The sequence below is a fragment of the Pseudoalteromonas sp. MMG013 genome, from assembly GCF_018100885.1.
In the GTDB taxonomy this organism is placed as follows: domain Bacteria; phylum Pseudomonadota; class Gammaproteobacteria; order Enterobacterales; family Alteromonadaceae; genus Pseudoalteromonas; species Pseudoalteromonas aurantia.
In genome coordinates this window covers 1-19,173 of the sequence record NZ_JAGJEE010000020.1, presented here as the reverse complement: position 1 = coordinate 19,173, position 19,173 = coordinate 1, and the positions used below count along the sequence as shown (strand labels likewise).

The window sequence follows — 19,173 nt, the reverse complement described above, 5'->3', positions numbered from 1 at the left end:
GGCCGATTACTATGCGATGTAATCTTGAGTAATACTTAAACTGAAAGGGGACGATATATGAACCGTGGAATTGTAAGCAGTGCCGTATGATATGACACTGCTTAGAGCTATGAATTATTTGATAAAAGCAAAGGCGTCTGCGTACATGTGCTCACGTACGGCACCATGCTTGATAAAGTCATCACGCACAATACCAATCATATCAAAACGACCGGCCATATAAATTGAGTACGTTTCTAAAGAAGAAATATCTGTCATCACGGCTTGGTGCACATAGCCTGTATGGCCTCCCCAACCTTCGTTAGGGTTTTCTACTACCGGAATAAAGTGGAAGTTTTCTTTGGTTGCTGCCCATGCTTCCATTTCTGTTTTAGCATATAGCGCAGACTCTTCTTTTACACCCCAGTAAAAATACACTGGTTGAGTACAGCCAACTTCGCTTAAGTGATCGGCCATTGATTTAACATACGAGAACCCAGTACCACCTGCGAGCAAGACAATGGGTCTTTGGCAATCAATGCGTAATTGCGAGACACCTAAGCCAACTTCAAGTGCAACAGGGCGGTTGTTTAAATGAGCTTGGCGCAAATGTTCAAGCGCTTGTGATGCGTATGCATCAGCAGCCGATGCACCAATATGCAATTCTAACTCGTTTTGTTGTGATGGTTTGCTTGCGATTGAAAATGCACGCTTGTCTTTTTCACCTAACACAAGTTGTAAATAGTGCCCTGCTTCAAACTTTGCTGCAGTAGCAGGTTTAAGCGTGACTTTGTAAATAATTTCTGTAAGTGGCGTGATAGCTATCACGTCAGCATTGATTGTTTGCATGTGTTACCTTTTCGCACGGTCTTGTTTGGCAATGTACTTTTGAATATTACCAATCACTAAATTTTTGTATAAACTCTAGGCACTTTAGCATAGGTACCTAGGTTATCCTATGGCTTGAGTGGGATATCTAAGCTGTCCCAGATATCATCTATTCTTTGTTTCACTTGTTCATCCATCACGATAGGCTCGCCCCACTCTCGATCCGTTTCTCCTGCCCATTTGTTTGTTGCGTCCATACCCATTTTAGAACCAAGTCCCGAAACAGGGGAAGCAAAATCAAGGTAGTCAATCGGCGTATTTTCTATCATGGTTGTATCTCTTGCCGGATCCATACGCGTCGTGATAGCCCAAATGACGTCATTCCAATCTCTTGCATTGACATCATCGTCGCAAACTATGACAAATTTAGTGTACATAAACTGACGTAAGAAAGACCATACCCCCATCATCACCCTTTTTGCATGACCAGGATATTGCTTCTTCATCGTTACTATCGCCATTCGATAGGAACAGCCTTCAGGAGGGAGGTAAAAATCAACAATTTCTGGAAATTGCTTTTGTAAAATGGGCACGAACACTTCATTGAGTGCGACACCTAAAATGGCAGGTTCATCAGGTGGGCGACCTGTGTATGTACTATGGTAAATTGGGTTTTCTCTGTGGGTCATATGGGTTACTGTCATCACAGGGAAATCATCAATTTCATTATAATAACCTGTGTGATCACCATAGGGCCCTTCAGGAGCCATTTCACCGGGCATGATATGACCTTCAAGAATAATTTCTGCGCTGGCAGGCACTTGTAAGTCATTTGAAATGGATTTTACCACTTCGGTTTTTGAGCCTCGCAGCAGCCCAGCAAATGCATATTCACTTAACGTGTCAGGCACAGGGGTCACCGCGCCTAAAATTGTTGCCGGATCAGCTCCTAGCGCAACCGACACGGGATAAGGCTCGCCTGGATTTTCTTTGCACCACTCCTGAAAATCGAGCGCGCCACCTCTGTGCGATAACCAGCGCATTATTATTTTATTTTTACCCAGTAACTGTTGTCGGTAAATACCTAGATTTTGGCGCTTTTTGTAAGGTCCACGCGTGACAGTTAGGCCCCAAGTGATCAAAGGAGCGGCATCTCCAGGCCAACAATGTTGAATGGGTAACTTGGTCAGATCCACGTCATCGCCACTGATCACGATTTGTTGACAAGGAGCTTTGCGGACTTCTTTGGCTGGCATATTCAGCACCTGCTTAAACACAGGGATTTGTCCTAGCGCTTCCTTTATGCCTTTTGGTGGTTCTGGCTCTTTAAGGAAAGCCAAAAGTTTACCCACTTCACGTAGTTCGCTGACATCTGTTTGGCCCATACCTAACGCTACGCGTTTAGGGGTGCCAAATAGGTTAGCTAATACCGGAATATCAAAGCCTGTCGGGTTTTCAAACAACAATGCCGGACCACCTGCTCGTAAAGTACGATCGGCAATTTCAGTCATTTCTAATTTTGTTGAAATGGGTTGTGTGATGCGAACTAATTCACCTTGTTCTTCAAGGCGATAGATAAAATCTCGTAAGTCTTTATATTTCATTTTGCTATTAGGACACCTATAGTTATGTGCAGTATATCAAGCCGTTTATGAAATGGCAGCTAAAGGCTTTATACGCAGATAATAATATGACGTTTATTAATGACGATAAATAATCGCTTTATTTAACCTCAGGTTTGGATAAGGGTTTTGGAATAGAAAATGTTTTGAAAACAAACTTACGTACAATCCAATGATGATATTTTGGTCAATATCAAGGCGCTTTTATGCAGTAATAGCGGGCTATTACAAATGAAAGCAACGCCGAGAGTGAGAAAAATAGCTTTATTGGGCAAATTCGCTTATCCAGAGCTGAGGTTATTTAGTATTGTGCAATACTTGATGTTTGGCATATTTTCATGGAGGTCAGTTTGCATTATAGTCTTTATCTGAGCCTAATTTGTATACGGTGGTGGCTAGGTTGAAAGTAAATATAATACTCGGTATCGCGTTATTATTTTTTTGTCGTTGTGGTTTAGCTCTCGATTTACCTGAACAGGTATTTCGGAATAATAGTGCAGTTATGTTGATCATTAATCCGGATACGGGTGGCATAGTTGCGGCAAATGACGCAGCAGTCCATTTTTATGGTTATACCGAAAGCGATTTATTGTTAATGCGTATTCAGGAGATTAATCAACTGACTGCCAAGCAGGTGGCTACGGAGCGCGAAACCGCAGTAGCTGAAGGCAGAAATTACTTTATTTTTCGCCACCAGCTGGCTGATCAATCTATTCGAACAGTCAGTGTGTATTCAGTGCCATTTCGTGACCTGAGTGGTGAAACGCAACTATTTTCTATTATTCATGATATTAGTGAGCAGCGTGCGCTGCAGCAATCACTGTGGCATTATCAAGCGAATTTAGAGCAACAGGTGGTGTTGCAAACACAGGAAATTAAGGTTGCTAATCAAACTCAGACTATGTTGTTGAGTGTGGTGATCGGTATTTTATGTGGGGCAACTGTGATCTTGGGGTTATTCTTAATTCGACTTAGGCGGGCTAAAAAACGCTCAGAATCGCAAGGCGCGAGGCTACGATCTATTTTTAATGCGATTGAAGATTACCTTATTTTTACTAACGAGCAGGGAGAGATACTGTCTGCAAATACACGGGTAAATGATGACTTCGTTCTGACAGAGAATATGGTCAATGAATCAATAGGTACAGTATTAACAAATCCCAGTTGTCTGTCTGATCCCGCTTATGTCAATAAAGAGTGTCAATTGCATGTTCAAGGACAGCTTCGTTCATTCAATGTGACTAAAAATGAGGTGCTTGATGGTAAAGAACAACGTCTCGGTTTTATTTATGTGTTGCATGATATAACCGTACGCTTAACAAATGAACGAGAACAACGCTTGGCTAGCACGGTATTCTCAACGACGAGTGAAGGGGTGCTAGTTTCAGATAAACAGAATAAAATACAAATGGTTAATCGGGCTTTTACTCAGATTACGGGTTATAGTCAAAATGAGGTGTTAGGAGAGTCTCCAGCTTTATTTAATTCAGGCCGGCATGGCACTGCATTTTTTAGTCAGTTATATAGTGATTTACATGAACATGGTCACTGGGAAGGTGAAATCTGGAATCGGCGCAAAGCCGGTGACGTGTATCCATGTTGGCTGCAAGTCTCTGCTGTGTTTGATGAGAAGCAGAATATTGAAATGTATGTAGCACTATTTAACGATATTACCTCCCGCAAGAATCACGAACAAATGATGTGGCAGCAGGCCAATTTCGATACATTAACTGGGCTGGCCAACCGGTTACATTTTCATGAGCAATTTGATCACACATTAGAAAGAGCGAAAAAACAATCGAGTCGCTTGGCAATTTGCTTTATTGATTTAGATCGCTTTAAAGCTGTTAATGATACGTTAGGCCACCATATTGGAGATTTGCTCTTAATTGAGGCTGCACAGCGACTCAAAGACTGTACTCGTAGTTCTGATATTGTAGCGAGGCTAGGTGGTGATGAATTTGCTTTATTACTGCCTGATATCGACACCATCAGTGATATTGAGAAAATAGCCAATAAAGTATTACAGCAATTGAGCAGTCCATTTGAGCTGGAAGGGCATGAAACATTTGTTTCCGGTAGTATCGGGGTGACCTTTTTCCCTGATGACGGCTGTGATCGCAAGGCATTACTTCGTAATGCTGATAGTGCTATGTATAAGGCAAAAGAGCATGGAAGAAACTGTTATCAATTTTATACGTCGGCAATGCATGATCATGCTCAAGCAAGACGCCAGTTAGAAGGGGCGTTACATAAGGCACTATCAAATCAAGAGCTAACGGTTGTGTATCAGCCAATTATTAGCCTTGATGGGAAGCAAATTGGTTGCGAAGCGTTATTAAGGTGGCACAATGAGGCGCTTGGAGAGGTGCCCCCTGGGCGGTTTATTCCTATTTGTGAGGAGTTAGGCTTAATCATAACAATCGGCGAATGGGTACTCTATCAAGCATGCTCTCAGGCTAAGGCATGGTGCAATCGTTTTCAGCATCCTCTATTTATCACAGTCAATGTGTCAAGCATTCAGTTCCAACGCGCCGATATGGCAAAAGTGATAGCACGTGTTCTACGCGAGACAGGCTTAGATAGCCGATGTTTAACGGTTGAAATTACAGAAACAGTATTAGCAGATAACGCGCAAAATATTCTACAGCAGCTCCTTACGTTACGTGAAATGGGTGTTGAATTGGCGATTGATGATTTTGGAACAGGATATTCATCATTGAGTTACCTGAAGCGCTTCCCGCTGTCGAAGTTAAAAATTGATAGAGCATTTATTCGTGATTTACCAGATGATCAAGAAGACCGCGCATTAGTAAAAGCAATTATCTCCATGGCAGGTAATTTAAATTTGAAAGTGGTAGCGGAAGGTGTGGAAACTCAATCGCAATTAGAGTTTTTGCAGACCTTACAATGTGACTATAGTCAGGGGTATTTACATAGTAAACCTCTCAGTGCATCTGCATTCCAAGAGTGGTTTGTCACAAGAGTAAAATGATTACTGTGGATTCATTTATAGAGAGTATACGGTAATCATTTTAGATTCAAAGGCATAGTGATTGCGTGCTTTTACAGAGCTTTTCTAAGGCATGTAGTGCACGTTGATGGCCTTGCATTGCAGACTTTTGGTACCAATAATGCGCCTGTTTCAAGTCAAGGGAAGTGCCTTCCCCTACCTCAAACATACCTGCTAAATTATATTGTGCCCACGCATCACCAGATATGGCCGCAATTTTGAATGAATTGAACGCCAGAGCGAAGTTGTTTTGTCGATACAACCGTATACCTTCATTATTGTGCGTCGTTAAATTTTTGTTTATATGGGTTTTATGATTAATTGGTAATGGGCTTTGTCGCTGTTTAACGATACCGCCCATGACATATATTTCCCTAGGCCTATAAACATCATCTATGGCATTTTGAGCAAACATAGATAACAGGGCCTCACGCTCCAAGATAAGATGTTCTGAGCGGAAAAAGCTATTGAGCATTAGTGCATCGAGCTTTATGGCTCGTTCAGCGTCACGCTTGCGGCGATAGGTCGTTGTACTTTGCGTTAATATAATTTTGTTTTCTGCGACTTGTAATACCTGTGCGACTCGATACTGAGCTTGATATTTACGGTCAGTTTGAATTCGGCCCAGATTAATCACATACACATCGTCAATTCTTGGGTGTGTTAGTAAAGAGTGCTGCAAGGCAATATTTTGAGTATGTGAAATATAGCTATAGGCAGAAGTCGCAATTAATATGATGACTAACAGGACACGGTAGTGCTTGCTGATGACGCGCTCAATAAAACCGTGAAAGGTAAATAGACTTTGTAATAAAGGTTGGGTTAACCGTGAGGACATATGTGCATGCTAAAAATGGCCGTTAGATATTTTTAGGGTATTAAATATCATTGCATTACACAATGCGTAGCTCTTTTTTTTGCAAACAGGTGGTAGAGAAGGTTGAAGTAACAACGGCTGCATAAGCAGCCGCTTGGTTTATACGGTGGTTACTTACCCGTAATACGAGTTTTGGCATCTGCAGCCATCATTGCGAATACCGCATAGGCAGCTGTATTTTGTTGTAACTTCTTAGGGTCTACTTTATCTAAAGTATCATCAGCGGTGTGATGATAATCAAAATAGTCGGTACCATCTTGGTGTAAAGCAAAAATAGGGGCTGACATTGTATTTTTAAGGGGGATCAAGTCAGGACCACCACGCGCTGTATTTTTGCGGATATACTGTACATTTAAAGGGGCTAGCTGTTTAGCTATTTCTCGCACTAAAGGTAATGCCGCTGCAGCAACATTTGATTCAAAGCCATACACTACATCCGCACCAAAATCAGATTCAGCAGCAGCAACAATATTATCGAGTGTATCTTTATGACGTTTGAAATAGGCTTTTGCACCCCATAAGCCAAGTTCTTCTGCGGCAAATAAAACTACTCGAACACTGCGTTTAGGACGTTTTACATCACTGATATGTTTTGCAGCAGCCATGGTTAATGCGACGCCAGCGCCATCATCTAGTGCGCCGGTACCCAGATCCCAAGAATCGAGGTGCCCACCAATAAGCACATATTGTTCAGGGTATTGCGTACCGTTGAATTGACCAATTACGTTATAGCTGGTGCCTTCGCCTAAATCTTCAGTTTGAATATTGAGCTTTACCTTTACTTTATGACCCGCAGTGATAAGACGAGCAAGTTGGTCTGCATCAGGGTTCGCAACGGCGGTTGCTGGGATTTTGGTTACGCCAGCTTTGTAATGGCTGCCACCGGTATGTGCGAAGCGATGATGACTGGTACTGACTGAGCGCATCATATAAGCCACAGCGCCTTTTTTGGCAGCTTCTACTGCGCCACTATTACGGGCCTTTACTGCTGGCCCATAACCATTCCCATCAATATGTCGATTCATACGGTAGTTAATAAATGCGATTTTGCCTTTTAGGCTCCCCTCAGGCGAAGCAATGAGTTCATCTAAAGTTTCAAAAAACACCACTTCAGCCTGAATGCCTGACTTTGGTGTGCTCACACTGTTACCAAGTGCTGTTAGGTGTAGTGGTTGTTCACTTGGGGTAGTAATAGAAGCTGATTCGTGGTATCGACGCCAATGTGGAAACGTTGCGGGTTCAATCCATACTTTATCAAAACCGAGTGCTTTAAATTGTGATTGCGCCCATTCAACAGCTTTTTTATCATTTTTGGTACCTGGTAAACGCGGGCCAACCTCTGTGGTTAAAGATTCAAGGATCTGCCAGCTTAAATCACTATTTAGTGCGGCTTCACGCACTTGTGTAACTTGTTGAATCTGTTCTGGTGAAAACTCTTGAGCGTGCACTGCATTAGAGATACAACTCAATAAACATAACGTACTAAATAGTTTTTTCATGATGTCCTTGGTATTACAGCTGAGTACAAAGCACTATTGTGGCATTAACAAAAGGTGATGCAAACGTAAATGAGATCAAATACTGTGCACTGCGATATTCGTAGCCAATTTAATCTGCTAAAATTGGGCATATTTTTTATTGATGAGATAGTACCGTGAGCGCAATCGCTTTTAACACTTTGCCTTTAGAGCAGGCACTTTTAGATACCGTGAGTGATTTGGGTTATAAAAATATGACTCCCGTGCAAGCACAAAGTTTGCCGGTTATATTATCTGGAAAAGATGTCATTGCCCAAGCAAAAACAGGGTCGGGTAAAACAGTCGCGTTTAGCTTAGGCGTACTATCTCGCTTAAATGTTGCACGCTTTCGCATTCAGGGGTTGGTATTATGCCCAACTCGTGAATTGGCTGAACAAGTTGCCACTGAAATGCGTAAACTGGCACGCGGTATTCATAATATTAAAATATTAACGCTATGTGGTGGTGTACCAATTGGACCACAAATTGGTTCGTTAGAGCATGGCGCGCACATTATTGTCGGCACGCCTGGGCGTATTGAAGATCATTTATTTAAAGGTACATTGAATTTTAAAGAGGTATCAACGTTGGTGCTTGATGAAGCAGATCAAATGCTTGATATGGGGTTTGCTGATGCGCTCGATAATATTGTGAGCTATTTGCCTGAAAAGCGTCAAAACTTAATGTTCAGTGCCACGTTTCCAAAACGCATTGAAACTATATCTGAGCGTGTGATGCATCAGCCAGAAATGGTCAAAGTGGAAGATCAGGTTGTTAATACCAGCATTAAACAGTTGTTTTATAAATTAGATAATAACAAATTACGTTTTAATACATTGCGATTATTGCTATTGCAAAACAAACCACAAAGCTGTGTGGTGTTCTGTAACACCAAGGTTGAAACACAAAAAGTGTGTGATGACTTACAAGATGCAGGCTTTAATGCCGTCGCATTGCATGGCGATTTAGAACAGCGAGAGCGTGAACAAACGCTGATCCGTTTTGCGAATAAAAGTGCCTCGATTTTGGTCGCGACAGATGTTGCAGCACGAGGCTTAGATATTGATGATATGGATATGGTGATTAACTACCACTTAGCCCATGATGCGCAGACGCACGTGCATCGAGTAGGTCGTACTGGACGAGGAGGTAAGAAAGGACTTGCTTGCTCTATTTTCGGAGAGAGTGAGGAGTTTAAAGTGGCACAGATTGGCGATGTGTATGATCGCGATTTTGAACCATCACCTGTTCCTGCACATAGCTTATTAGACAAAGCACCATACAAACCAGACATGGTAACACTGCAAATTGATGGTGGTAAAAAACAAAAAGTACGTCCAGGAGATATCGTGGGCAGTTTAACGGGTGAGCAAGGGATCTCATTTGCACAAATTGGCAAAATCAACGTGTTAGACAATACGGCGTATGTTGCTGTGGCGAGAGATGCATCGAAGCCAGCGTTTAGAAAATTAACCGAAGGCAAGCTCAAAGGTCGTAAGTTTCGAGTCCGTCGAGTCAATTACTAGCAGCCGATTTCAATTTTATATACTCACTATGCCATTTTTTAAAAGCCTCGCTTCCCGCGGGGTTTTTGTCAGGATGATATAGTAACGCTAATTTGCGCCATTTTTTTGTTAATAACTGCGATGAAAATGGGATGGGCAATTGCCAAACCGCGCAGAGTGCCTGTAATTCTTCTGCCGCAATGGGTTGAGTGTGATTGCTTTGACTGAATCGTTGCCAAAACTGGGTGAGTAAAGACTCAATATCTTCTCGGCTTGTATTATAATTATCCCAATCTAAATAGTAGCTTTTTAAAGGGTTATCTTTAGTTACACCAGTATCTACTTTAGCACTTAGGTAGATGTCCATACTGTCAATATGCAGAGACTGATCAGTTGCAAGCAATTCATCTTGGAGCTGAAACAATGCATTCATGATTAGAAAGTTCTTCTTAAATAGTGCTTTATTAGGATCTTCATCCAATAGCTCAAACCAATCTAGCTGATTTAACTGAGCTGCTAAAGTATGAATTTTAAATACTCTCCCAGATGAGAGCTCAATAAAAATGGCGTCAAGCAAAGGGTTGAACATTGTTCGATCATTTTAGTTCGTGTATCTTCACCTTAGCACGAATAAATTTCCTATATCAATGAGGATCAAGGATGACTGGCAAGTCGGTTACGCATCTTTATAAGCTAATTTTGTGGTTCAGTTTGAGCATGTTTTGCAATATGAATGCTTTTGCATCTTCTGCTTCTTTGCATGAAAGAGTGTCGCAATTAAATGACTTGACTTCGTGGCAGGAAGTGGCTGAAACCGGGGAGCGATTGCGGCTTCATCCTGATATTTCTTTAATGACGTTACAGCACCTTATTGAAAATCTAGGTCGTGAAGCATTGAAGCATCAAAAATATCAAATCGCAAATGATTACTTCATTGAGCTAGAGGAACTAACAGCAGTGAACCCTGTAAGCGATGCGTTTTATAAAGCCGTCAAATCACAAGGGATAGCGGCCTATTTCCAGGCCAGCTATACGCAGTCAACTTTGGCGTATCATCGTGCTTTGAAGATTGCGACATTACGAGATAAGCCATTAGAGATAGCCAATATGCACAGTAATTTGGGGTTGGCTTACACTCAAACACATGAACTGGACTTGGCAATTCTACATTATGTGTCAGCCCATCAGTTATACCAACAGCATGGTGATACACAAGATAAAGCAGATATTATGCTTAATTTGTCAGGTGTTTACATACGGCAACTGCGATATAACATTGCAGAAGAGATGTTGTTACGCGCAATTAAACTCTTCAATGAGCTACAAGATGATTACGGTACGGCTTTATCGCAGGCTAATTTAGGCGTTATTTATAAACATACTGAACGATGGGCACTTTCTCGAGTTAGCTTGATGGCTGCGATTGATTACTATGAATCAGTAGAGAGTTGGCAGCATTTAAGCTTTGAATACGCCAATTTAGCAACGCTGAGTCTACTAGAAGGTAATATAGAACAAGGATTAACAGAGGCTAATTTTGCACTTTATTATGCGGAGCAGGCAAATAGTCAAGGGGGACGTCGTGAAGCATTGTACCCTTATGCGCAAGCTTTGTTAGCTCAGGGTCAATATCAGCAAGCGAAAGAGAGCATTCAAGAAGCCATTATATTAGCGAAAGAAGCGGGTGCCGCATTGAGAGAGCGAGATAGTTTACTTTTGCTGTCTTTTATTGAATCCAGCCTAGGTCAGCCACGACAGGCATTAGCGAATTATCAGAAGTATCAACGATTACAAAGTAAGCTACTAAATACGAGTTTGAGCAAACGGTTAGAGCAGTACCAAGATACGATAGCTGAGAATCAATTGAGTCAAGAAATAAAAACACTCAAACAATATCAGGCGTTACAGAAATTGCAGATAGAACAACGAGAACAATTAGTTTGGCTGGGAGCTTTATTTATATTGTCGTTGGGGATAGCAGGTGTCAGCGTTTACCGAAAAAGAGTTTTACAGCTTACAAAGACGGAACTCAGTCGGCAAGTGGCTCAACGTACAGCACAGTTACAACAAGTTGCAGATGAATTACGAGAAGCAAATCAAGTTAAAAGTCAGTTTTTAGCAAATATCAGTCATGAAATACGTACACCTTTGACATCGATATTAGGTCATACCGAAGCATTATTAATTGATAATCAAAGAGATCAAAATCTACAAAGCTCGTTACGAGTGGTTCACCGTCAAGGGGAACATTTACGAGATTTAATCTGTGATGTATTAGATTTAAGTAAAATTGAAGCATTGCAATTTGAACTTGAATTTACAGAATTTGAGCTAGAGAGCTTGATCAATGATGTCAGCGACATGTTTCAGCATGCATGTGTATTGAAAGGATTAAAGTTTGTTATTCATAACCATTTACGTGAATCATTAGTGGTGGAGTTGGATTATATTCGATTGAAGCAAGTACTTATTAATTTGCTTGGCAATGCGGTCAAATTTACTGAGGCTGGGTCCATACAGCTGACAATCACAATTGTTGAAGGTGGAGTCGAGTTTGTCATTGAAGATTCCGGTATTGGTATGGATGAAATTTATTTACAAGGTATATTTGATTCTTTCCAACAAGGAGACAACAGCATTTCACGTCGATTTGGAGGGTCCGGTTTAGGTTTATCCCTATCTCAACAGCTAGTTGATATGATGGGCGGGAAAATCAGTGTGGAAAGTACGCTAAATAAAGGCAGTACGTTTACAGTGTTAGTACCTTGCGTTCCCAGCAGTACGCCAAGTAAAATTGATAAAATAGAAGGCTTAAAAGAATTCAAAGCATTGTCAGGTAAAGTATTGATTGCAGAAGACCATGATGATAATCGCTCATTGTTTTGTCGTTTAGTCTCAAGCCTCGGGGTTGATGTTATTGTTGCAAATAATGGTGCCGCGGCTGTGGAGGTATGTCTAACTGACTTTCCAGATTTAGTCCTTATGGATATACAAATGCCTCAGGTCGATGGGCTTGAAGCATTTAAGATCTTACGGCAAGCGGGCTATGATGGCCCAATCTATGCGTTGACGGCTAATGTGATGCCAAAAGAAGTGAAAGCCTATTTGGAACATGGATTTACAGGTCATATTGGAAAACCTATCAGCACAGATCATCTTCATCAAATATTAGCAAAACATTTAATGTACATAGATGAAATAAGTGCAATGCAAATAGATATGTCAGATCTCAAAGCGAGCTTTTTGGCAACTCTTGAAGAAGAAAGATATAACATAGTGGACTTATGGGAAAGCAGGCAGACAAAATCGTTGCAAAATGCATGTCATCGTTTAGCTGGTGCCGCTGTAACGTTTGGCTTTAATGATATTGCGCAAACGGCTAAGCAATTAGAACAAGTCGTGATAACCACTGACCGTATGCAAGCGCAGCACTTCTATTTAATTTTATGTGATGAGCTAAAAGTAGCTGCTTCGTCAGAACAGCTCAATGTCATTTGAGTTATTTTGTTGCATCATGCTTTCATCAAATGCTACTTTATGGAGCCTACTTTCATCCGCTCTTTGTTCGTGGTCAAGTAATGTGGAATCTACTTTAAAAATAGATAACTTGGCGTGGATACTACGCGCTAAGTTAATTAGGTCATTACTAGAGACCGCTTGAATTTGCGAGTTATTGAGGGCATCTGAGTTAAGCTCAACCATTGAATCGATGCTCATTTGAGCTTCATCTGATACGGCTTTTTGACGGCTAACCTGTTCGTGAATACTTTTAGAAAGTGTGTTGATATCGATCATGGCTTGTTCTATCTGGTCAACTTCACGTGTAGAGGCTTGTGATAAGGATACAGTTTGTTGAGTTTCGCTTAATGCATCAAGCATCAAGTTATGGGCACTATCAGTACCAGCTTGGATCTTAGAGACCATATCTCTCACTTGCTGGGTTGATTGACTAGTGCGAGCTGCAAGGCTACGCACCTCATCTGCGACTACGGCAAAACCTCGGCCTTGTTCGCCCGCTCTCGCCGCCTCAATGGCTGCATTCAGTGCAAGTAAATTAGTTTGATCAGCAATTGAGTTAATTACATCAATGACAGAGCTAATAGCATCACTATCGACTTTAAGTGATTCGATTTGCGTACTCGTTGCTTGGATATTATTGGCTAAGCTCATCAGACTTTCTTGGCTCTTTCCCGTGTCTACACGCGTTTTCTTTACCGCATTGGTAGCTTCTGTCACTGACCCATATATTTGATCTAAATGTTCATCAAGCTCTCGTGCGACAGAAATCATACGATTGAATGAAGTCGCAAGGTCAGTGCCATGTGCATGCTGTATGGTCGCTTTTTGAGTCATCGAAGAATAGGTATCTCTGAGGCTGTCAGCCATAGGGGATAGTCGTGATGAGGAGCAGTAAACTTCGCCAATTAAATGCTCAATGGTTGCTAGACTGGCATTAATTGCTAAGCAAGCTGGTGGTGTATTGGCGTCTGCTTCATTAAACCGGTAGGTTAAGTCAATATTATCGTCTTTTAATAATGCAGCAACAAGTTCACTTAAGTAAGGGGTACTTGCATTACCTTGAGTGGCATATTTGAGCAGCACCAATGTTGTTATGGCAGAAACACTTAATAGGCATATGACTGCAGGCCAATGAAGAGAGAAAATTAGCATAATGGTAAAAACAGACAACACATTGGTTGCAAAATACCAAATAACAACATGTTTAGGCTTCATGAACGGACGAGTCCTTGTTAAAACTGCAAAATGACTATCTAGGTATAGAACATAATGGCGCATACTTCCATATTTTTAAGACATAAAAAAACCTGCATAAGCAGGTTTTATCATTGATTTAAATCACTATTTACGACGCATTAGATCGAAAAACTCATCGTTGGTTTTACTCATTGATAGTTTATCAATTAAGAATTCCATCGCATCAATTTCGCTCATATCATGCACTATTTTACGTAGGATCCACATCTTCTGAAGCTCATCTGCTTTAGTAAGTAGCTCCTCACGACGGGTGCCTGAGCGATTAAAGTCAATCGCCGGGAATACACGTTTTTCCGCAATTTTACGGTTAAGGTGAAGCTCCATGTTACCAGTACCTTTGAACTCTTCGTAGATGACTTCATCCATTTTAGAGCCGGTATCGATAAGTGCTGTCGCAACAATTGTTAAACTGCCGCCTTCTTCTACATTACGTGCTGCACCAAAGAAACGTTTTGGTTTGTGCAGCGCATTAGCATCAACACCACCGGTAAGTACTTTACCAGAAGAAGGAATGACGGTGTTATATGCACGCGCTAATCGTGTAATTGAATCGAGAAGAATTATGACATCTTTTTTATGTTCAACAAGTCGTTTTGCTTTTTCGATTACCATTTCAGCGACCTGTACGTGACGGTTCGCAGGTTCATCGAATGTAGATGCAATGACTTCCCCTTTCACTAGACGCTGCATCTCAGTAACTTCTTCTGGACGCTCATCGATCAGCAGTACCATCAGTGTGGCATCAGGGTTGTTGTATGTAATAGATTGAGCGATATTTTGTAGCAACATCGTTTTACCCGCTTTTGGCGGTGCAACGATCAAGGCGCGTTGGCCTCTACCTATTGGCGATGCTAGGTCTAGTACACGAGCGGTAATATCTTCTTTACTGCCATTACCGCGTTCCATAACGAAACGTTCGTTAGCATGGATGGGCGTTAGGTTTTCGAATAAAATCTTGGTACGAGAGTTTTCTGGCTTATCAAAGTTAACTTCATTAACTTTTAACAATGCAAAATAACGTTCACCATCTTTAGGTGGGCGGATTAAACCGCTAATGGTATCACCTGTGCGCATACTAAAGCGTCTTATTTGACTTGGTGATACGTAAATATCGTCAGGGCCAGCTAAGTATGATGCTTCCGATGAGCGTAAAAAGCCGAAGCCGTCTTGCAAAATCTCTAAAACACCGCCGCCGTATATATTTTCGCCGCTTTTGGCATGTGCTTTTAAAATTGCAAAAATAATATCTTGTTTTCTAAGACGTGCTACGTTTTCTAGTCCCATGGACTCGGCTAGTTTTACAAGTTCATTGATTGACTTGTCTTTCAGTTCGCGTAAATGCATATTGGTGGGTTCTTTATTACAATTGTCATTCTCGTCGTAACGAGGAGGTTGATTTGATACTACTAAGGTTTGTGGTTTTATAAACTAGCAGGTAGGGGGCTAGTCGTCCAGTCTTTAAACAAATTTTATGTAAAATAACATAAAAAAATACAATTTTGTTTTAAAACAGCATCAAGATACAACGTATATTGATGCTGACTGACACTTAGGTGTTCGTATCTAAAAACTCGATAAGTTGAGTTTTTGATAGTGCGCCTACTTTCGTAGCGGCAACTGCGCCATCTTTGAAAAGTAATAACGTTGGAATACCACGAATACCAAACTTAGGTGGCGTTCCTGCATTTTGGTCAATGTTTAGTTTCCCGATAGTTACTTTACCTTCGTACTGCGTTGCAACTTCATCTAGAATTGGCGCAATCATTTTGCAAGGGCCACACCATTCTGCCCAGAAGTCTACTAGTACAGGTTGTTTCGATTTAAGTACATCCGACTCAAAACTTTCATCAGTTAGTTGAATAATTTTGTCGCTCATTACGCTCTCCGTTAGAATTAGGCGAATTATTTACTGCGTATTTAAACACTCTTGTTTCTTATTGCAAGTTTAAACGTTATGCTTAATTGCTATGACTAAGACACATTTGACCAATAATAAATTTTCTGACTTTGCTTTAGCTCCGGAAGTGGTCGCCGGATTAGCTGAGAATGGCTTCGAATACTGTACGCCAATCCAAGCAAAGTGTTTGCCTTTTATCTGCGATGGTCGTGATATTGCAGGCCAAGCTCAAACGGGAACAGGTAAAACTTTGGCTTTTTTAACAGCCACCTGTCATCGTTTGTTGCAAAATAAAGGTGTAACCAGAAAGCACCCAAGAGCGCTGATCATGGCTCCCACACGGGAGTTGGCGATTCAGATCCACAAAGATGCAAAAATCATTGCGCCACACTGTAATCTTAAACTTGGTTTAATATATGGTGGCGAGGATTACGAAAAACAACGGGTCCAACTTGAAAATGGTGTAGATATTTTAATTGGCACTACTGGTCGTTTAATTGATTTCTACAAACAAGGCGCGTATAGCCTCAATGAAATCGAAGTCGTTGTACTTGATGAAGCTGATAGAATGTTTGATTTAGGCTTTATTAAAGATATTCGTTATCTATTTAACCGAATGCCAGATACGGCAGAGAGACTAAATTTACTTTTTTCTGCAACGCTATCATACCGTGTACAAGAACTCGCATTTGAACACATGACAAATCCTGAACATGTGCAAATTGAACCTGATGTTAAAACAGGTAAATTGATTGAAGAAGAGCTGTTCCACCCATCACACGATGATAAAATACCGCTTCTCTTAACTTTGATTGAAGAAGAATGGCCTGACAAAGCGATTGTATTTGCGAATACTAAGCAAAGCTGTGAGAACGTTTATGCTTGGCTAAAAGCAGATAAGCATCGGGTAGGGTTATTAACAGGTGACGTCAATCAGAAAAAACGACAAGCAATATTGGCACAATTTACTAAAGGTGAAATTGACTTTTTGGTTGCAACTGATGTAGCTGCGAGAGGGTTGCATATTCCTGAAGTAAGTCACGTTTTCAACTTTGATTTGCCTGATGATTGCGAAGATTATGTGCATCGTATAGGACGAACGGGCCGAGCTGGAGCTTCAGGTAATGCAATTAGTTTTGCTTGTGAGCAGTATGCATATAACTTACATGAAATAGAGCAGTATATTGAACATGCTATTCCTCTTTCTCATTATGACAAGTCAGCGTTACTTGACGATTTAACAAAGCCACAAGTTCAAAGAAAGCGAAACTATTCGTCGGGCCCACAGCGTAACCGCAGCAACAATGGTCGCCGTCAAAATAGTTACCATAAACCGCGTTCTAATTCGTAACCGCGATTATGGATATATGGTTGTAGCAAGAGGTACTGAAAGTGGGGCAAGATTTTCCACAAAATAATGTGTTTGCTGTTATTGATCTCGGTTCTAACAGCTTTCATATGTTAATTGCTAAGCATATGGCCGGTGGGATTCATACCATTGGCAGAGTAAAACGAAAAGTGCGCTTAGCGGCAGGATTGAATAAAGATAATCTTTTATCCCTTGAGGCAATGCAAAGAGGGTGGGAGTGCTTAGCTTTGTTTGCTGAGCGTTTACAAGATATTCCTGCAAGTAATATTAGTATTGTGGCCACTGCGACACTACGCTTGGCTTCAAATGCGGATGAATTTAAATCTGAAGCTGAGCGTATATTAGGCCATCGGATTAATGTTATCAGTGGTGAACTTGAAGCTAAAAGTATATATAAAGGTGTTGCACATACGTCCGCTTGTCAAGGTCGACAGCTTGTCATCGATATTGGTGGTGCTAGCACTGAAGTGATTATCGGTAAGGGGTTTACTGCTGAGATCTATAAAAGCCTAGATATGGGGTGTGTCACATTTCTTGAGCGCTATTTTTCTGACGGTACATTAAGTCAAAGTAATTTTGACCATGCAATTAGTGCCGCGAATCAAGTTATTTCGCCGATTAAGCAAACGTACATTGATGCTGGCTGGGAATTGGCGATTGGCGCATCAGGTACAATACAAGCAATTCAAGAGATACTTGCGGCATCTGGGGAAAGTGAATTACTGACACTTGAGCGTTTATACTCCATTAAAAAGCAAGCAATATGCTTTGCTAGTATAGACAAGTTGCAATTAGCGGGCTTAGGTGAAGAGCGACGTTTAGTCTTTGTATCGGGCTTGGCAATATTAATTGCTTTATTTCAAAGCCTAGATATAAAGTATATGGGTTTGGCCGGTGGTGCACTGCGCGAAGGTGTGCTGTATAGCATGATATCTGATTTTCATAATACCGATATTCGTAAGCGGACGTTGGATGGATTTACTGAGCGTTATCATGTTGATAAACGCCAAGCACAACGTGTTGCTGAGGTAAGTATCGAACTGGCAGGGCAACTTTCTGCTACATGGCAGTTGCCAATGGAACAAATCATACCTATCTTGACCGCTGTGGCGCATCTTCATGAAATTGGTTTGGTGATTGATTATAAGCTATATCATCAGCACAGTGCATATATACTCAATAATACGGGAATGCCTGGCTTTACTAAAGCTGAAAAGCAACTGATAGTCGCCATTACGAGTGCTCATCGAGCTGATTTAAATCAAAGGCAATTTAGTGAAGTAGGTAACCAAACATTACTCGTAACGAGATTGATACGTTTGGTAAGGCTTGCTGTGATCTTATCAATGAGGCGTGAAGATGATGTGTTAGCAGATTTCTTTGTATGCGCAGATAAATTTGATGCGGTTAAGCTTAAATTTGCGGGAGATTGGCTGTCGGCACATCCACTTATGGTAAGTGAACTGGAGCAAGAAACCATTTACCAGCAGAGAATGTCTTGGAGATTATTTATAGAGCGCTAGCATTAGCGCTCTTTTTGTATGCTAAATAAGCAAAAAAGCCGGGTTAGTATGATTTCTATTCGAACGGCTCGTTTTCGTCATTTTTATGTCATAAAACGCTTGCGCTTTTTCTTCACCTCCCTATAATGCGACCCCACTGACACGGAGCGCTACGCTAACTTAGCAAAGCAAAACAAAACGCAGTCAGCGTTGAGTAAAACTTAAATTTAAAATTTCTTTATGAAAAAATTGGATTTAAGTGTTGACAAAAAAATAGGAAGGCGTAAC

Annotated in this window: 13 protein-coding genes; 5 read left to right on the top strand and 8 right to left on the bottom strand. The window is 41.1% G+C overall.

Annotated features, from left to right (window positions below; genetic code table 11):
* Positions 1–114: 114 nt before the first annotated feature.
* Both fre and ubiD read right to left on the bottom strand, forming a co-directional pair.
* Positions 115–828: an NAD(P)H-flavin reductase gene (gene fre / locus J8L98_RS16670; protein ID WP_192506152.1), complete on the bottom strand. Its 714-nt coding sequence runs from the start codon at positions 826–828 to the stop codon at positions 115–117.
* 107 nt (positions 829–935) lie between these two features.
* Positions 936–2,411 (bottom strand): 4-hydroxy-3-polyprenylbenzoate decarboxylase, encoded by a 1,476-nt coding sequence (gene ubiD / locus J8L98_RS16665; protein WP_210997357.1) that lies wholly within the window; start codon positions 2,409–2,411, stop codon positions 936–938.
* 418 nt (positions 2,412–2,829) lie between these two features.
* Here ubiD and J8L98_RS16660 point away from each other — a divergent pair, with 418 nt between their 5' ends.
* Positions 2,830–5,424, top strand: a complete 2,595-nt coding sequence (locus J8L98_RS16660) for an EAL domain-containing protein (RefSeq protein ID WP_210997356.1) — start codon at positions 2,830–2,832, stop codon at positions 5,422–5,424.
* 46 nt (positions 5,425–5,470) lie between these two features.
* Here the strand turns inward: J8L98_RS16660 and J8L98_RS16655 are convergent, their stop codons facing one another.
* Together J8L98_RS16655 and J8L98_RS16650 are read right to left on the bottom strand one after the other, a co-directional pair.
* On the bottom strand, positions 5,471–6,280 hold the full coding sequence (locus tag J8L98_RS16655) for a tetratricopeptide repeat protein (RefSeq protein WP_210997355.1): 810 nt from the start codon (positions 6,278–6,280) through the stop codon (positions 5,471–5,473).
* A gap of 149 nt (positions 6,281–6,429) precedes the next feature.
* Positions 6,430–7,818 carry a M20/M25/M40 family metallo-hydrolase gene (locus J8L98_RS16650; protein WP_210997354.1) on the bottom strand — a complete coding sequence of 463 codons (1,389 nt, stop codon included), beginning with the start codon at positions 7,816–7,818 and terminating at the stop codon, positions 6,430–6,432.
* A gap of 155 nt (positions 7,819–7,973) precedes the next feature.
* Between J8L98_RS16650 and dbpA the strand changes: the two genes are divergently transcribed.
* Complete coding sequence (dbpA, locus tag J8L98_RS16645; RefSeq protein ID WP_210997353.1) at positions 7,974–9,362, top strand: ATP-dependent RNA helicase DbpA; 1,389 nt, start codon at positions 7,974–7,976, stop codon at positions 9,360–9,362.
* Here the strand turns inward: dbpA and J8L98_RS16640 are convergent.
* Entirely contained in the window at positions 9,352–9,930 is a 579-nt protein-coding gene (locus J8L98_RS16640) for a DNA-J related domain-containing protein (protein ID WP_210997352.1), read from the bottom strand. The genes dbpA and J8L98_RS16640 overlap by 11 nt on opposite strands.
* A 140-nt stretch (positions 9,931–10,070) precedes the next feature.
* Between J8L98_RS16640 and J8L98_RS16635 the strand changes: the two genes are divergently transcribed.
* Entirely contained in the window at positions 10,071–12,839 is a 2,769-nt protein-coding gene (locus tag J8L98_RS16635) for an ATP-binding protein (RefSeq protein WP_210997351.1), read from the top strand.
* On the opposite strand, the gene J8L98_RS16630 is transcribed toward J8L98_RS16635, so the two are convergent.
* The 3 genes from J8L98_RS16630 to trxA all read right to left on the bottom strand — a co-directional run bounded on the left by J8L98_RS16630 (position 12,816) and on the right by trxA (position 15,993).
* The gene (locus J8L98_RS16630; RefSeq protein ID WP_210997350.1) at positions 12,816–14,075 is read right to left on the bottom strand and encodes a methyl-accepting chemotaxis protein; all 1,260 of its coding nucleotides are present in this window, start codon (positions 14,073–14,075) and stop codon (positions 12,816–12,818) included. The two genes, J8L98_RS16635 and J8L98_RS16630, sit on opposite strands and share 24 nt — an antisense overlap.
* A 126-nt stretch (positions 14,076–14,201) precedes the next feature.
* Entirely contained in the window at positions 14,202–15,461 is a 1,260-nt protein-coding gene (gene rho / locus J8L98_RS16625; protein ID WP_192506143.1) for a transcription termination factor Rho, read from the bottom strand.
* Positions 15,462–15,666: 205 nt separating this feature from the next.
* Positions 15,667–15,993, bottom strand: a complete 327-nt coding sequence (gene trxA / locus J8L98_RS16620; protein WP_192506142.1) for a thioredoxin TrxA — start codon at positions 15,991–15,993, stop codon at positions 15,667–15,669.
* A gap of 91 nt (positions 15,994–16,084) precedes the next feature.
* Between trxA and rhlB the strand changes: the two genes are divergently transcribed.
* Positions 16,085–17,365: an ATP-dependent RNA helicase RhlB gene (gene rhlB / locus J8L98_RS16615; RefSeq protein WP_192506141.1), complete on the top strand. Its 1,281-nt coding sequence runs from the start codon at positions 16,085–16,087 to the stop codon at positions 17,363–17,365.
* Positions 17,366–17,406: 41 nt separating this feature from the next.
* Complete coding sequence (gppA, locus tag J8L98_RS16610) at positions 17,407–18,906, top strand: guanosine-5'-triphosphate,3'-diphosphate diphosphatase (RefSeq protein ID WP_210997349.1); 1,500 nt, start codon at positions 17,407–17,409, stop codon at positions 18,904–18,906.
* Positions 18,907–19,173 lie beyond the last annotated feature (267 nt).

What these genes read in the sequence shown, in the direction of transcription:
- J8L98_RS16630 (WP_210997350.1), bottom strand. Translation starts at nt 14,075, where the DNA reads ATGAAGCCTAAACATGTTGTTATTTGGTATTTTGCAACCAATGTGTTG.
- J8L98_RS16650 (WP_210997354.1), bottom strand. Translation starts at nt 7,818, where the DNA reads ATGAAAAAACTATTTAGTACGTTATGTTTATTGAGTTGTATCTCTAAT.
- trxA (WP_192506142.1), bottom strand. Translation starts at nt 15,993, where the DNA reads ATGAGCGACAAAATTATTCAACTAACTGATGAAAGTTTTGAGTCGGAT.
- ubiD (WP_210997357.1), bottom strand. Translation starts at nt 2,411, where the DNA reads ATGAAATATAAAGACTTACGAGATTTTATCTATCGCCTTGAAGAACAA.
- J8L98_RS16655 (WP_210997355.1), bottom strand. Translation starts at nt 6,280, where the DNA reads ATGTCCTCACGGTTAACCCAACCTTTATTACAAAGTCTATTTACCTTT.
- J8L98_RS16640 (WP_210997352.1), bottom strand. Translation starts at nt 9,930, where the DNA reads ATGTTCAACCCTTTGCTTGACGCCATTTTTATTGAGCTCTCATCTGGG.
- fre (WP_192506152.1), bottom strand. Translation starts at nt 828, where the DNA reads ATGCAAACAATCAATGCTGACGTGATAGCTATCACGCCACTTACAGAA.
- rho (WP_192506143.1), bottom strand. Translation starts at nt 15,461, where the DNA reads ATGCATTTACGCGAACTGAAAGACAAGTCAATCAATGAACTTGTAAAA.
- rhlB (WP_192506141.1), top strand. Translation starts at nt 16,085, where the DNA reads ATGACTAAGACACATTTGACCAATAATAAATTTTCTGACTTTGCTTTA.
- J8L98_RS16635 (WP_210997351.1), top strand. Translation starts at nt 10,071, where the DNA reads ATGAATGCTTTTGCATCTTCTGCTTCTTTGCATGAAAGAGTGTCGCAA.